Origin of the sequence: Pseudolabrys sp. FHR47, assembly GCF_005153485.1 — a bacterium.
Classification (GTDB): Bacteria; Pseudomonadota; Alphaproteobacteria; order Rhizobiales; family Xanthobacteraceae; genus Pseudolabrys.
This window is the reverse complement of sequence record NZ_CP039740.1, coordinates 413626-427713: the sequence shown is the minus strand read 5'-3', so window position 1 is coordinate 427713 and position 14088 is coordinate 413626. Positions and strand designations below refer to the sequence as shown.

Sequence of the window (14088 nt, the reverse complement as noted above, 5' to 3'; positions counted from 1 at the left end):
CGACGGCTTACGCCGCCGCGATCTCCTTCCCCGCCATCGCCGTGCCGTACTCGGCGGTGGCGACGAGGTTGCCGAAGGTGAAGTAGTGCGGCTGCACATCGCCGATCGCGGACTGCGCGGCGTCGAGCGCGTGGATAATGCGATCCGGGCCGACATTGCCGATCAGCGCGCTGGCGGCGCCCGACATCAGGCCCTTCAGAGAGGTACCGACGCCGCAGCGCTTGGCAAAACGCAGCAGTGCGGTGACGCTGGTCGGGCCGACCATGCCGACGCTGACCGGCTGGGTGATGCCCTGGGCGCGCAGCTTCTTCAGCCAGGCGACGATGTCATCCGGCGAGAACGAAAACTGGCTGACGAGACGCACGTCGAGCCCTTGCACCACTGCGGCCGCAATCTTCTCGTCGAGCGAGGCGACCAGCCGCTCCAGCGGAATGACCGGATGCCCTTCCGGATAGGCGCCGATGCCGACATTCTCGATGCCGGCTTCGCGCAGTCTGCCCTTCTGGATTACAGCCAGCGCATCGGCGAAGGGACCAATCGGATCGATGTCGCCGCCGATCACCAAGAGGCGGCGCACATCGGCTTCGCCGCGCAGGCGCGCCAGACGCTCCTGCAAGAACTCAACGCTCGGCAGACGCCGCGCCGCGACATGCACCACCGGCTCCAAGCCGGCGCGCCGCGCATGGGCGGCGGCGGCGACCAGTTCCTCTTCGGTCTGCGTCGGCACCGCGGTGATGTAGAGTTCGGTTCCTTTCGGCACCGCCGCGGCGACGGCGTCGATCTCGGCCGGCTTCGGCCGCGTGGTTTCGATCGAGAACCGCCGCGCGATCGTGGCCGGGGCGGGTTTCATGTGCATGTTCACTGGAAGTCCGTTTCGGTTGGAAGGCGCCGCGTTACTGGCGGCGCCTCGAGATGACGAAGGATTCGTCGAAGAACCACAGGCCGCCGCGCTGTTGCAGCACCTCGCGCGTGGCATCGACATAGCGGCGGTCGGCATTGACGTCCGACAGGCGGTCATCCTCCACCTGGGCGACATAGACCGCAGCGTTCCAGGCCGCGAGCAGGGTCGAGGTGCCGATGGACGACGACACTTCCGACGGAAGCGTGTGCATGTCGTAGCGGAACAGCGAGCGCTGATCGGAATAGACGTTGAAGTTCAGATCGCGGCCGGCCGAGCCGAGCTCCTGCTTGGTCTCCTTCAGGAGATCGTGGCGGCTGTGCATGAACGGATTGTCGTCGGGCCAAACCTTGTGAATGATCTCCATGCCGGGATCGTTGCCGTAGGACTGGATGGTAATCATGCGGCCCCCGGGGCCAAGCGCGCGGGCGAGCGGCGCCAGAACGCGCTTGGCCTTGAACTCGAGCGAGGCGCGGGCGCGATAAGGCTGCGAGGCGATAACGAGATCGTAATCGGCGTGCGAACCGCCGGGCTTCGGGATCACCTGATCGAGCATGAAGCGGTGATCGTTGCGATAGAGCACCAGCACAACGGGCCGCTCGTAGACCGGATTGCCGCTGGTCGGCGACACCTTGGCCTTCCAGGATTCGGCGAGGAACGGTTCGAGCGCGGTGATCTGCTCCTCGAAGGAATGCGCTGTGTTGCCGTCGAGCGCCACCTCCTTCCACACCATCGACGTCGCGGCGGAGAGCGATTTGGCGGCAAGCCATGGCGCATCGGCATAAGCGAGGTTGGTCAGGACCACGACAGTGGACGGATGCTCCATGAAGCGATCCGGCATCTTCTGCAGAGCAAGGCGCACGTCCTCGAGGCTGATTTCCTTGCCGACAATCTGGAACGGCATGGTCGGAAACTTGTGATGCATCGAGCGCATCACGCGCGTCAGCACCGTGCCGTCGCCGACGCCGGCGTCGAACACGCGTACCGCCGGCGGCCGCGGATGGATGTTGTCGAGCTCGAGAGAGACGCGCTGCGCCACTTCCCACTTTTCGCTGCAGGTGTTCACAAACAGCAGATATTTCTGACGATTGTCGAAGAAGCGGAAATTGCGCTGCGGATCGTCGTTATCGACTTGCGCGGAGGCCATTGGCGGCGCCTGCATTTTGATGACGGGAAGCGATTGCGCCGACGGACCGTCGACCATAAGGCGCCGGCGCGCCGCGCCGCTCTCGGCACCATGCGCCATGAAGGAACGGATGCGATCGAGCGTGTCGGTGGTGATACGGCCACCATTGCGCAAGCGGCTGGCAAGCTTGCCGTCGTTGACGGCTCTGCGGCCGAAAGTGGATTCGGCCAGACCGCGCTGGCGGCAGAATTCGGCGATCTCCTGGAGGATGACCTCGTTCATCGGCGTTTCCCTTCAAGCGGGGCCCTGTGCCGGGCGCGACAAACCGCTCGTCCCTTGTCGTTTCTGGGTGCGGCTCGCACGGCCGCTTAAGCGCAAGCCAAACAAAGGTGGGGGTGGAGCGTCAACGAAAAAATGAATGTAAAAAGTTGGGCAGAAATAATGGGCAAAGCTACGTTCGTCAAATACACATATAAAATCAAATAGATGTGAAAATCATTTACGTCAGTAACTTTTTATCTCGCCTGATAGTGGGCAGTAGTGCTGACTTTCCGCTGCTAAAAGTGGGCAAAAGTGGGCGACGGAACCGCAGCCCAATAAAATAGGCGGGCACCCCAGTGCCCGCCCGATGTCGCCTAACAACAAGCGCTATCAGACCTCGAAGAACACAGTCTCCTCATCGCCCTGCATATGGACGTTGAAACGGTACACCGGCGGATCGCCCGCTTCCTTGTGGGCGATCAGCGTCCCGCGGCGTTCCGTCGGCACCAGATTGAGGATCGGATCGGCGGCATTGGCGGCCTCGTCCGAGAAATACAGCCGCGTATAGACCTGCCGCAACATGCCGCGCGAGAAGATCGCGACGACGATATGCGGCGCCTGCTCCTTACCGCCGGGGCCGGGAACCGAGCCGGGCTTGATGGTGTCGAACACAAACAGGCCGGCCTTGTCGGTTGCCGAACGGCCAAAGCCCTTGAACTGGCTGTTGGGCAGCGCGCGGCTGTCCTGGGGGCTCGCATAGCGGCCCTGCGCGTCGGCCTGCCAGATCTCGATCATGCAGTCGTTGATCGGCGCGTTGTCGGCGTCGAACACGGTGCCCTCGATGCGGATGCGCGTGCCGGAAACATCCGGCGTGACGAGGTTCGACTCGACCGAGTTCTTCCACGAGTAATGGCCGTTCGGGTCCCAGTTGCAGCGCCCCACCGGGGTGAGGCCATAGGCGAAGAACGGACCGACGGTCTGTGACGGCGTGATTTCAGACATAGGAGTGCACGCCCTTCTTAATGATGATCGTCGTTGTCGAGCGGGGTGGCCTCGCGGCCGCGCAGCACGATGTCGAATTTGAAGGCCAGCGCCCAGTCCGGCACCGTGTTCTCCAGATCGAAGGACGCGATCATGCGGTTGCGCGCCTTCTCGTCGGTCACCGAATTGAAGATAGGATCGAACGGGAACAGGTAGTCGCCCGGGAAATACATCTGCGTCACGAGGCGCGACACGAAGGAATGGCCGAACACCGAGAAGTGGATGTGGTTGGGCCGCCAGGCGTTGGGATGGTTGCCCCAGGGATAGGCGCCCGGCTTCACCGTGATGAATTTGTAGTGGCCGTTGTCGTCGGTGATGGTGCGGCCGGCGCCGGTGAAGTTCGGATCGAGCGGCGCCGGATGCTGATCGACATTGTGAACGTAACGGCCGCAGGCATTGGCCTGCCACAGCTCGACCAGCGCGCTTTTGACCGGACGGCGGTCTTCGTCGAGCACCTGACCGTGCACGATGATGCGCTCGCCGAGCGGCTCGCCGGCGTGCTGCTTGGTCAGATCGTTATCGCCCTCCTGCACGGCATTGTGGCCGTAGACCGGGCCGGTCAGTTCCGACAAGGTGTGCGGAATGATCATCAGCGGCCTGGTCGGCGAACGCTTGACCGTGCTCTTGTAGTTCGGCGTGAGATGCTTCGGAAAATTCTCGAGGCTCTTGGTCGGATAAATCAGCGCCACCTTGGTGATCCTCTCTCGGACTTTTTCAGACGCGTTTTCTTGACGCGAACCGATTTCCACTTCGCTCGAAAACGCTATTAAACGCGCTCGATCGCCAGAGACACACCCTGGCCGACACCGACACACATGGTGGCGAGCGCGAGCTTTCCCGCCTTTTCCTCCAGCCCATGCGTCGCCGTCAATGCCAGACGCGCACCGGACATGCCGAGCGGATGGCCCAATGCGATGGCGCCGCCATGCGGATTGACGTGTTCAGCATCGTCGGGAAGTCCCAACTGACGCATGACAGCAAGCGATTGCGAGGCAAAGGCCTCGTTGAGTTCGATGATGTCGTAGTTAGAGATCTTGTGGCCGAGCCGCGCCATCAGCTTCTGCGTCGACGGAACGGGGCCAATGCCCATCACACGCGGTGGGACGGCGGCCGATGCCATGCCGAGGATGCGGGCGCGCGGAGTGAAACCGTGTGCTTTCACCGCCGCGGCCGACGCCAGGATCAGCGCCGCGGCGCCGTCATTGACGCCTGACGCATTGCCCGCCGTCACCGTGCCGGGATTGCGGAACGGTGCTTTCAGCTTGGCGAGTTGCTCCAGCGTGGTCTCCGGACGCGGATGCTCGTCCTTGTCCACCTTCACGATCTCGCCCTTGCGGCCGGCGATCTCGACCGGAACGATCTCCTTGTCGAAATAGCCGGCGGCGATGGCCTTGCCGGCCTTCTGCTGCGAGCGCCAGGCGAAAGCGTCCTGGTCGGCGCGCGACACCTGATAATCCTCGGCAACATTCTCGCCGGTCTCGGGCATGGAATCGACGCCGTACTGCGCTTTCATCAGTGGATTGATGAAACGCCAGCCTATGGTGGTGTCGTAGATTTCAGCCGAGCGCGAGAAGGCTTCGGTCGCCTTGCCCTGCACGAAGGGCGCGCGGCTCATCGACTCGACGCCGCCGGCAATAGCGAATTCCATTTCGCCGGAGCGGATGGCGCGGGCGGCGTCGCCCACTGCGTTGAGACCCGAGGCGCAAAGCCTGTTCACCGTCACGCCCGGCACGGAAGCGGGAAGCCCCGCCAGCAATGCAGCCATGCGGGCAACGTTGCGGTTGTCCTCACCGGCCTGGTTGGCGCAGCCGAAGATCACTTCCTCGATCTTTTCCCAGTCCGCCTTCGGGTTGCGCGCCATCAGGGCCTTGATCGGGATGGCGGCGAGATCGTCGGCGCGCACCTTGGCGAGCGAGCCGGCATAGCGACCAATCGGCGTGCGAACCGCGTCGCAAATGAAGACGTCACGAATCTTGTCAGTCATCAGATCTTTCCTTGCACCACCGTCAGACGCCAATGAGACCGCGCCGGGTTTCAAGCGGCCCGTATTTACGGCCCGTCCGGGACAGGGTCAAATGGCGTACCTTTTGACGACATGTGGGAGCGCAAGCCGTTGACCGCCATCCTGAGCGACAGGCCGATCTTCACGATCAACGCCGAACTGGCAGGCATCCTCGATCTCGGTGCCACGCCCTATGGCCATCGGCGCATCATCGACATCCTCGGCGGAACCGTGCGCGGCGACAAACTCACCGGCCGCGTGCTGCCCGGCGGCGCCGACTGGCAATTCATCCGCGCCGATGGCGCCGCCGATATCCAGGCGCGCTACACCATCGAAACCGATGCCGGAGCGCGCATCCTGGTATCGAGCGAGGGCCTGCGCCATGGACCGAAAGAGGTGCTGGACCGCGTCATGCGCGGCGAGACGGTCGATCCGGCGTTGTACTATTTCCGCACGGTGATGCGCTTTGAGACCTCGGATCCAGCAGTCGCTTGGATGAATCGCATTCTCGCCATCGCCCGCGGCCAGCGCGAAGCGCGCGCGGTGCAACTCGACGTGTTTGAGGTTCTTTAGCCCACCTTGCCCGCCCGATGTCTTTTCGCATCTGCGAAAGGACTTTGCGCCTATTGTTGTCCTGGACAACAATATTGACCGGAGGCGCGGCCCCTGTCAGCATTGCGGTAACGGCGGCCGAAACTATGAGCCTCCGTCATGAACACACTCCCCGGGAGGGACCCCATGCTGAAAGCGATCAAGATCGCCACTTTGTTTGGCGTGCTCGCCGCGACGCCGGCGATGGCCGAACAGAACGGCACCCTGCGCATCGGCGTCATGAATGACATGTCGAGCGTCTATTCCGACTTCCAGGGCCCGGGCTCCGTGCTCGCGGCGCAAATGGCAGTCGAGGAATTCAACAAGACTTCGAAGCGCAAAGCCGAAGTGATCTCGGCCGACCACCAGAACAAGCCGGACATCGGCGCCGCCATCGCGCGCCGCTGGTTCGACACTGAAGGCGTCGACATGGTCGTTGACCTGCCGAACTCGGCCGTCGCGCTCGCGGTTTCCGATATCGGCCGCGAAAAGAACAAGGTCGTGATCGGCTCCGGCGCCGGCACCGCGCTGCTCACCGGCGCGAAGTGCTCGCCGAACTTCGTGCACTGGACCTACGACACCTGGGCTTTCGGTCACGGCACCGCCAAGGGCGTGTTGGCGCAGGGCGCCAAGACGTTCTTCTTCATCACCGCCGACTACGCCTTCGGTCATGACCTCGAGAAGCAGGCCACCGACGAGATCAACGCCTCCGGCGGCAAGGTCGCCGGCACCATCCGCCTGCCGCTCGGCACCAACGATTTCTCCTCGGCGCTGCTGCAGGCGCAGGCCTCCAAGGCCGACGTGATTCTGCTCGCCAATGCCGGCGGCGACACCGTCAACACCATCAAGCAGGCCGCCGACTTCAAGATCGGCGAGAAGCAGAAGGTGGTGGCGCTGATCTTCGACCTGCAGAGCGTGCCGGCCATCGGCCTCGCCACGGCGCAGGGCCTCGGGGCGATCAATGCCTGGTACTGGGACCAGAGCGACGGCGCGCGCGACTTCGCCAAGCGTTACGCCGCCCGCCACAACAAAAAGATGTATCCGAACCACATGCAGGCCGGCGTCTATTCGGCTACGCTCGCCTACCTCAAAGCGGTCGACAAGGTCGGCTCACCGGCCGACGGCAAGGCCGTGGTCGACGCCATGAAGGCGATGGGGTCGGACGAGCCGGTCTACGGCAAGGTCGAAATCCGGCCCGACGGCCGCGCCATCCACCCGCTCGTTCTGCTGCAGGTGAAGGCGCCGGCCGAGTCGAAGAGTGATTGGGATCTGTTCAAGATCGTGAATACGATCCCGACCGACAAGGCCTTCCGCCCGCTCAATGAAGGCGGCTGCCCGCTGGTCAAAGCCAACTGATCGCGGCCTCGTCCGCGCAACCATGACGCCGCTGCCGCGACCCGGCAGCGGCGGCCTTCGCAATCAGGGAGCCATTCGTGAACTCCAACCGCGTGTCCTTCGCCGACCTGCCGCCGTCGCTCGCCGCCGAGCGGCAAGGTCCGATTGCGATTCTCAAGCTCAACCGCCCGCACAAGCGCAATGCGATCGACGACGACACGGTCATCGGCATCGATGCGTTCTTCTCGGCCCTGCCCGATGACGTTCGCTCCGTCGTGATCGCCGGCGAAGGCGAGCATTTCTGCGCCGGTCTCGATTTGTCGGAGTTGCAGGAACGCAACATCCACGAAGGCATCTCACACTCCGCGCTGTGGCATCGCGCCTTCGAGAAGATCCAGTTCGGCAAAGTGCCGGTGGTCGCCGTGCTGCATGGTGCCGTGGTCGGTGGCGGCCTCGAACTCGCTTCATCGGCGCATATCCGCGTTGCCGAGCGCTCGACCTATTACGGCCTGCCCGAGGGCAGCCGCGGCATCTATGTCGGCGGCGGCGGCTCGGTGCGCATTCCGCGTCTGATCGGCGTTGCCCGCATGATGGACATGATGCTGACCGGCCGCACCTATTCGGCGGAAGACGGCCAGACCATGGGCCTCTCAACCTATCTGACCGAACCCGGCCAAGGCCTCGCCAAAGGCATCGAACTGGCGCAGCGCATCGCTACCAACACGCCGATGACGAATTTCGCCATCACCCATGCGCTGCCGCGTATCGCCGAGGCAGCGCCGGCCACCGGTTTCGCCATGGAATCGCTGATCTCGTCGATCGCGCAGGCCGATCCGGAAGCGAAGAACCGCCTGACGGCCTTCCTCGAAGGCCGCGCGGGGAAGGTCAAACGACCGGATTGAGGGGACGAAACATATTTCTGTTTGCTCAGGCGACGCCATACTCCGCTTGAGCGCCAAGATGCTGACGCGGTATTGTTGTCCAAGACAACAATTCAAAACAGCCCGCGCGATAGCCCGCAAAGACGGGAGCCCTTGAGGCAACATCGCGCGCACGAGGAAACGCTTCGATGCCGGCACCGAACCATCAGGTCCGATCTTCGTCCGCGCCATTGCGCGCCGTCAATCTCGGCGCGCTCGACGCGCTCGTCGACCGCAAGGCCGATGGCACTCTGTATATCCGCAGCCGGCAGGCGCTGGAGGATTATCACGACACGATCGGCCAGCCGCTCGAGCATTGGGCCAGAGTCGCGCCCGATCGCGTTTATCTGGCGCAGCGCGATGCCGACGGACACTGGCGCAAGCTCACCTATGCCGAGACGCTCGACAAGGTGAAGCGCATCGGCGCGGCTTTGCTGCGCCGCGGACTGTCGAAGGATCGGCCGATCGTCATTCTCTCCGGCAACGACATCGAGCATGCGTTGCTTGGCCTCGCTGCCATGATGGTCGGCATTCCCTATGCGCCGATTTCGCCGGCCTATTCACTGATGTCGAGCGACTTCGGCAAATTGCGCATGATCGTCGAATTGCTGACGCCGGGCATGGTGTTTGCAGCCGACGGCATGGCGTTCGGAAAAGCGCTTTACGCTACCGTGCCAGACGACATCGAACTCGTCGTCACCCGCAATCCGCTCGGCGATCGGTCGGTGACGATGTTCGCCGATCTGATCGGCGACGAGGACACGCGCGGCGTCGATGCGGCGCATGCGCAAGTTGGGCCGGACTCGATCGCCAAGTTCCTGTTCACGTCGGGGTCGACCGGCACGCCGAAGGGGGTGATCAACACCCACCGCATGCTCAATTCCAATCAGGCCATGCTGCGCGGCAACCTGCCTTTCGTGAAGGATGAGCCGCCCGTCATCGTCGACTGGCTACCGTGGAGCCACACTTTCGGCTCCAACCACAACTTCAATCTGGTGCTGGTGAATGGCGGCTCGTTCTACATCGACGACGGCAATCCGACGCCACCGGGCGTGCCGAAGACAGCGCGCAATCTGCGCGATATCGCGCCGACCATCTATTTCAACGTGCCCAAGGGCTTCGAGGCACTGATCCCTCACTTCCGCGCCGACGACACGCTGCGCCGTAACTTCTTCAGCCGGCTCAACGTCCTGTTCTATGCCGGCGCCGGGCTCAATCAGGTGACCTATGACGAGATGAACGAGATCGCGGTCGAAACCACTGGCGAGCGCGTGATCTTCATTTCCTCGCTCGGTTCGACCGAGACCGCGCCGGCGGCGCTTGCCTGCACCTGGGATTTCGGCCGTCCCGGCAATATCGGGCTGCCCTGCCCCGGCGTCGAACTCAAGCTGGTGCCGAACGAAGGCAAACTCGAAGCGCGCTTGCGCGGCCCGCACATCACACCCGGCTATTGGCGGCAGGACCACCACACCCAAGGCGCCTTCGACGAGGAAGGCTTTTACAAGCTCGGCGACGCGCTCAAGTTCGCCGACCCCCAGGACCCCGACAAAGGTTTGCTGTTCGACGGCCGCATTGCCGAGGACTACAAGCTCTCGACCGGCACCTGGGTCAGCGTCGGGCCGCTGCGCGGCCGCTTCATCGATCACTTCGCGCCTTATGTACGCGATGTGGTGCTGGCCGGCGCCGATCGCGATTTCATCAGCGCTCTGGTGTTTCCCGACATCGAGGCCTGCCGCAAGCTCGCCGGTCTCGGCCCCGAGGCGACATCGGTCGAGATCGTCGCCGCACCGACCGTGCGCCTGCTGTTCGCCGAGCGGCTGTTCGGGCTGGCGGCGGAGGCCAAAGGCTCGTCGACGCGCGTGGAGCGCATTATCTTGATGGCCGAGCCGCCGTCGATGGACAAAGGCGAGGCGACCGACAAGGGCTCGATCAACCAGCGCGCCGTCCTGGCGACCCGCGCGACTTTGGTGGACGAACTCTATGCCGACACGCCGTCGCCAAATGTGATCCGGAGCGACAGTTGACCATGACCGTGACCGCTGAACCGTTGCAGCAGCCTGCCACCCGCGCGGTGAGGCTCGGCCCGCAGGCCGTCGATATCGAACGTCGCGTCGACGGCACGATGATCCTGCGCTCGCCGGAGCCGCTCGCGCCCTATCCGAACAAGCTGACCGAGCGGCTGGAATACTGGGCCAAGCATGCGCCGGATCGCGTCTTCATGGCGCAGCGAAACGGCAAGGCCGACGGCTGGCGCACCATCACCTACGCGCAGGCGCTCGATCATGCCCGCCGCATCGGTACGGCGCTGCTCAAGCACAATCTGTCCGCCGAGCGGCCGATCGTCATCCTCTCCGGCAACGATCTCGAACATGCCATGCTCGGCCTCGCCGCCATCTACATCGGCGTGCCCTACGCGCCGATCTCGCCGGCCTATTCGCTGGTGAGCCAGGACTTCGCGCGGCTGAAATCGATCTTCGAACTGATCACGCCCGGCCTCGTCTTCGCCGCCGACGGCAAGGCCTTCGCGCGCGCCATCGACACCATCGTGCCGAAGGATGTGCCGGTGGTCGTGACGCGCAATCCGGTCGAGGGCCGCACGACTTTGTTCTCCGACCTCTTGGCCGCGCCGACCGCCGCGGTCGATGCCGCGCACGACAAGGTCGGCCCCGACACTATCGCCAAGTTCCTGTTCACCTCAGGCTCCACCGGCACGCCGAAATGCGTGATCAACACCCAGCGCATGTGGTGCGCCAACCAGGTGATGCTGCGCCAGGCGCTCGCCTATTTCCAGGACGAGCCGCCGGTCATCCTCGACTGGGCGCCGTGGCATCACACCGCCGGCGGCAACCACGACGTCGGTCTCGTTCTCTATAACGGCGGCACCTTCTATATCGACGAAGGCAAGCCGCTGCCTGGCGCCATCGACGAGACGGTGCGCAATCTGCGCGACATCGCCTCGACCTGGTACTTCACCGTGCCCAAGGGTTACGAGGCGCTGCTGCCTTATCTGCGCGCCGACGCGGACCTGCGCCGCATGTTCTTCTCGAAGGTGAAGGTGCTGTGGTTCGCCGGCGCAGGCCTCGCGCAGCACGTTTTTGACGAGATCAATGCGCTGGCGGTAGAGACCTGCGGCGAGCGCGTGCAGTTCCTGACCGGCTTCGGCTCGACCGAGACCGCGCCCTGCGCGCTGGCGCGGACCTTCTATCATCCCAACTCAACCAATATGGGCCTGCCCGTCCCCGGCCTCGAGCTCAAGCTGGTGCCGGTCGAAGGCAAGCTGGAAGCGCGCGTACGCGGGCCCAACATCACGCCGGGCTACTGGCGGCAGCCGCAATACACCAGTAATGCCTTCGATGAAGAAGGCTTCTACAAGCTTGGCGACACCTTCAAGTTCGCCGATCCCGATCATCCGGAGCAGGGCCTGTTGTTCGACGGTCGCATCGCCGAGGACTTCAAACTGTCGTCCGGCACCTGGGTCAATGTCGGACCGCTGCGCGCGCAGTTCATCGACGCCTTCAAGCCTTTCGTGCGCGACGTCGTGTTTGCCGGGCTGGACCGCGATTATCTCGCCGCGCTGGTGTTTCCCGACGTCGAAGCCTGCCGCAGGATTCTGCACCGTGCGCCGGATACGCCGGCCGACCAGATTGTGCAGCATTACGACGTGCAACAGCACTTCGCGACCATGCTGGCACAAATGGCGGCCGCCTCGACCGGCTCGTCGAACCGCGTTCAGCGCATCATGCTCATGACCGAGCCGCCGTCGATGGATCTCGGCGAAATGACCGACAAGGGCTCGATCAACCAGCGCACCGTGCTCAAGAACCGCGCCGCGCTGGTCGAAGAACTATATGCCGACGCGGTGTCGCCGCGCGTAATCCGCTTGTAATGGAGTGACAGAAGTGACCGACAAACCCGCCGGTATCGGCGCCACCTATGACGACGCCTGGCTGATCGACGGCGCGCGCACGCCCTTCGTCGACTATAACGGCGCGCTGGCGCCAATTTCACCGATCGACCTCGGCATCAAGGCCGCGCGCGAGGCCATCAAGAAATCCGGCGTGTCGGCCAAGGATGTGGGCACCGTGATCGCCGGCTCGATGGCGCAGGCCTCGTTCGATGCCTACATGCTGCCGCGCCATGTCGGGCTTTATGCCGGCGTGCCACAGGAAACGCCGGCGCATCTGGTGCAGCGCGTTTGCGGTACCGGCATTGAAGTGATCGCGCAAGCTTCCGACGCCACCTCGCTCAAGCGCGCCGATCTCGCTCTGTGCGTCGGCGCCGAGTCGATGAGCCGCAATCCGGTCGCGTCCTACACCAGCCGCGGCGGTTTCCGCATGGGACAGGTCGAGTTCAAGGACTTCCTGTGGGAAGCGCTGATGGATCCCGGCGTCAACTGCACCATGGGCGACACCGCGGAGAATCTCGCCAAGCAATATCAGATCACGCGCGCCGAAGTGGACGCCTATGCCTCGCGCTCGTTCGAGCGCGCCGTGAAGGCCGCCGAATTCCGCGCCGGTGAAATCTCAGCCGTGACGACCGAGAAGTTCGAAGTCGAGGGCATGAATGCGCGCGGCATCCGCGTGAAAGAAGACGTGACCAGCGACACGCATGTGCGTCCCTCGTCCGTCGAGCAACTGGCCAAGATCAAACCGGCCTTCGGCGGCGTGCAGACCGGCGGCAATTCCTCGGCCATCGTCGATGGCGCGGCAGCCGTGCTAGTGTCGTCCAAGGCCTATGCCGAAAAGAACGGCAAGAAGACGCTGGCGCGCATCATCGCCAGCGCCGCCGTCGGTGTGCCACCGGAGATCATGGGCATCGGTCCGGTGCCGGCGATCAAGGCCGTGATCGAACGCGCCGGCCTCAAGCTCGAGGACATCGGCCGCTTCGAGATCAACGAGGCCTTCGGCGCGCAGGTGATGGCCTGCGCCCGCGCGCTCGGGCTCGACGAGGACAAGCTCAACGTCAATGGCGGCGCCATCGCCATCGGCCACCCGCTGGGCGCCACCGGTATCCGCCTGACCCTGACTTTGGCGCGTGAGTTGAAGCGCAGCGGCCTGCGTTATGGTATCTCCTCGGCCTGCATCGGCGGCGGCCAGGGCATTGCGCTGCTGATCGAGAACCCGGACGCGAAGCACTAAGAGGACCGTACAATGGACATTAAGGGACAGGCCGCGATCGTCACCGGCGGCGCATCGGGTTTGGGCGCCGCGACCGCGCGCGTGCTGGCCAAGGCCGGCGCCAAGGTCGCCGTGTTCGATCTCAACGAAAAGGCGGCCAATGACGTCGCCAACGAGATCGGCGGCATCGCCATTGCCTGCGACGTCGCGTCCGACACCGGCGCCAAGGCCGCGATCGATGCCGCTGCGACTGTCCATGGCCCGGCGCGCGTGCTGGTCAATTGCGCGGGCATCGGCCCGGCCAAGCGCATCGTCGGCAAAGACGGCCCGATGCCGCTCGCCGACTATGAGCGCGTTATTCGCGTCAATCTGATCGGCTCTTTCAACATGATGCGGCTGGTCGCCGCCAACATGCAGGCGGCCGAGCCGCTCGCAGGTGGCGAGCGCGGCGTCATTATTTCCACGGCGTCGGTCGCGGCCTTCGAGGGCCAGATCGGCCAGTCCGCCTATGCCTCGTCCAAGGGCGCCGTCGCGGCGCTGACGCTGCCGGCGGCGCGCGAATTCGCGCAGTTCGGCATCCGCGTCTGCGCTATCGCGCCGGGCATTTTCTCAACGCCGATGCTCAAGGGCCTGCCGCAGGAAACGCAGGATTCGCTCGGCGCCTCGGTGCCGTTCCCCAAGCGTCTCGGCGAGCCGGAAGAATACGCCAAGCTCGCGCTGCACATCGTCGAGAACGGCTATCTCAACGGCGAAGTCATCCGCATCGACGGCGCGCTGCGCATGGCGCCGCGCTGAAG

The 14088-nt window shown here is 64.2% G+C and carries 12 protein-coding genes; 7 read left to right on the top strand and 5 right to left on the bottom strand.

Features of this window, described 5'->3' with window-relative positions:
• Positions 1 to 7: 7 nt before the first annotated feature.
• From E8Q40_RS02060 to pcaF, 5 genes are all read right to left on the bottom strand, one after another.
• Positions 8 to 850 (bottom strand): methylenetetrahydrofolate reductase, encoded by an 843-nt coding sequence (locus E8Q40_RS02060; RefSeq protein WP_168197716.1) that lies wholly within the window; start codon positions 848 to 850, stop codon positions 8 to 10.
• A gap of 43 nt (positions 851 to 893) precedes the next feature.
• Positions 894 to 2306 (bottom strand): hypothetical protein, encoded by a 1413-nt coding sequence (locus tag E8Q40_RS02055; protein WP_137042824.1) that lies wholly within the window; start codon positions 2304 to 2306, stop codon positions 894 to 896.
• Positions 2307 to 2675: 369 nt separating this feature from the next.
• The gene (pcaG, locus tag E8Q40_RS02050) at positions 2676 to 3287 is read right to left on the bottom strand and encodes a protocatechuate 3,4-dioxygenase subunit alpha (protein ID WP_137042823.1); all 612 of its coding nucleotides are present in this window, start codon (positions 3285 to 3287) and stop codon (positions 2676 to 2678) included.
• Between the two features lie 17 nt (positions 3288 to 3304).
• Entirely contained in the window at positions 3305 to 4015 is a 711-nt protein-coding gene (gene pcaH / locus E8Q40_RS02045) for a protocatechuate 3,4-dioxygenase subunit beta (RefSeq protein ID WP_137042822.1), read from the bottom strand.
• Between the two features lie 77 nt (positions 4016 to 4092).
• The gene (gene pcaF, locus E8Q40_RS02040) at positions 4093 to 5298 is read right to left on the bottom strand and encodes a 3-oxoadipyl-CoA thiolase (protein WP_137046542.1); all 1206 of its coding nucleotides are present in this window, start codon (positions 5296 to 5298) and stop codon (positions 4093 to 4095) included.
• Between the two features lie 141 nt (positions 5299 to 5439).
• Here pcaF and E8Q40_RS02035 point away from each other — a divergent pair, with 141 nt between their 5' ends.
• The 7 genes from E8Q40_RS02035 to E8Q40_RS02005 all read left to right on the top strand — a co-directional run bounded on the left by E8Q40_RS02035 (position 5440) and on the right by E8Q40_RS02005 (position 14086).
• The gene (locus E8Q40_RS02035; protein WP_205995647.1) at positions 5440 to 5901 is read left to right on the top strand and encodes a DUF3237 domain-containing protein; all 462 of its coding nucleotides are present in this window, start codon (positions 5440 to 5442) and stop codon (positions 5899 to 5901) included.
• Positions 5902 to 6066: 165 nt separating this feature from the next.
• On the top strand, positions 6067 to 7275 hold the full coding sequence (locus E8Q40_RS02030) for an ABC transporter substrate-binding protein (protein WP_137042820.1): 1209 nt from the start codon (positions 6067 to 6069) through the stop codon (positions 7273 to 7275).
• Between the two features lie 77 nt (positions 7276 to 7352).
• The gene (locus E8Q40_RS02025; RefSeq protein WP_205995645.1) at positions 7353 to 8156 is read left to right on the top strand and encodes a crotonase/enoyl-CoA hydratase family protein; all 804 of its coding nucleotides are present in this window, start codon (positions 7353 to 7355) and stop codon (positions 8154 to 8156) included.
• A gap of 167 nt (positions 8157 to 8323) precedes the next feature.
• The gene (locus E8Q40_RS02020) at positions 8324 to 10198 is read left to right on the top strand and encodes a feruloyl-CoA synthase (protein WP_137042819.1); all 1875 of its coding nucleotides are present in this window, start codon (positions 8324 to 8326) and stop codon (positions 10196 to 10198) included.
• Between the two features lie 2 nt (positions 10199 to 10200).
• Positions 10201 to 12060: a feruloyl-CoA synthase gene (locus E8Q40_RS02015; RefSeq protein WP_137042818.1), complete on the top strand. Its 1860-nt coding sequence runs from the start codon at positions 10201 to 10203 to the stop codon at positions 12058 to 12060.
• Between the two features lie 13 nt (positions 12061 to 12073).
• The gene (locus E8Q40_RS02010) at positions 12074 to 13312 is read left to right on the top strand and encodes a thiolase family protein (RefSeq protein WP_137042817.1); all 1239 of its coding nucleotides are present in this window, start codon (positions 12074 to 12076) and stop codon (positions 13310 to 13312) included.
• Positions 13313 to 13324: 12 nt separating this feature from the next.
• Positions 13325 to 14086, top strand: coding sequence for an SDR family NAD(P)-dependent oxidoreductase (locus E8Q40_RS02005; protein WP_137042816.1), 762 nt, complete (start codon positions 13325 to 13327; stop codon positions 14084 to 14086).
• The last annotated feature ends 2 nt before the right edge of the window (positions 14087 to 14088 follow it).

Bases quoted from the DNA above. Each gene is read 5' to 3' on its own strand.
- E8Q40_RS02060 (WP_168197716.1), bottom strand. From the start codon at position 850: ATGAAACCCGCCCCGGCCACGATCGCGCGGCGGTTCTCGATCGAAACC.
- E8Q40_RS02055 (WP_137042824.1), bottom strand. From the start codon at position 2,306: ATGAACGAGGTCATCCTCCAGGAGATCGCCGAATTCTGCCGCCAGCGC.
- pcaG (WP_137042823.1), bottom strand. From the start codon at position 3,287: ATGTCTGAAATCACGCCGTCACAGACCGTCGGTCCGTTCTTCGCCTAT.
- E8Q40_RS02030 (WP_137042820.1), top strand. From the start codon at position 6,067: ATGCTGAAAGCGATCAAGATCGCCACTTTGTTTGGCGTGCTCGCCGCG.
- E8Q40_RS02020 (WP_137042819.1), top strand. From the start codon at position 8,324: ATGCCGGCACCGAACCATCAGGTCCGATCTTCGTCCGCGCCATTGCGC.
- E8Q40_RS02015 (WP_137042818.1), top strand. From the start codon at position 10,201: ATGACCGTGACCGCTGAACCGTTGCAGCAGCCTGCCACCCGCGCGGTG.
- E8Q40_RS02005 (WP_137042816.1), top strand. From the start codon at position 13,325: ATGGACATTAAGGGACAGGCCGCGATCGTCACCGGCGGCGCATCGGGT.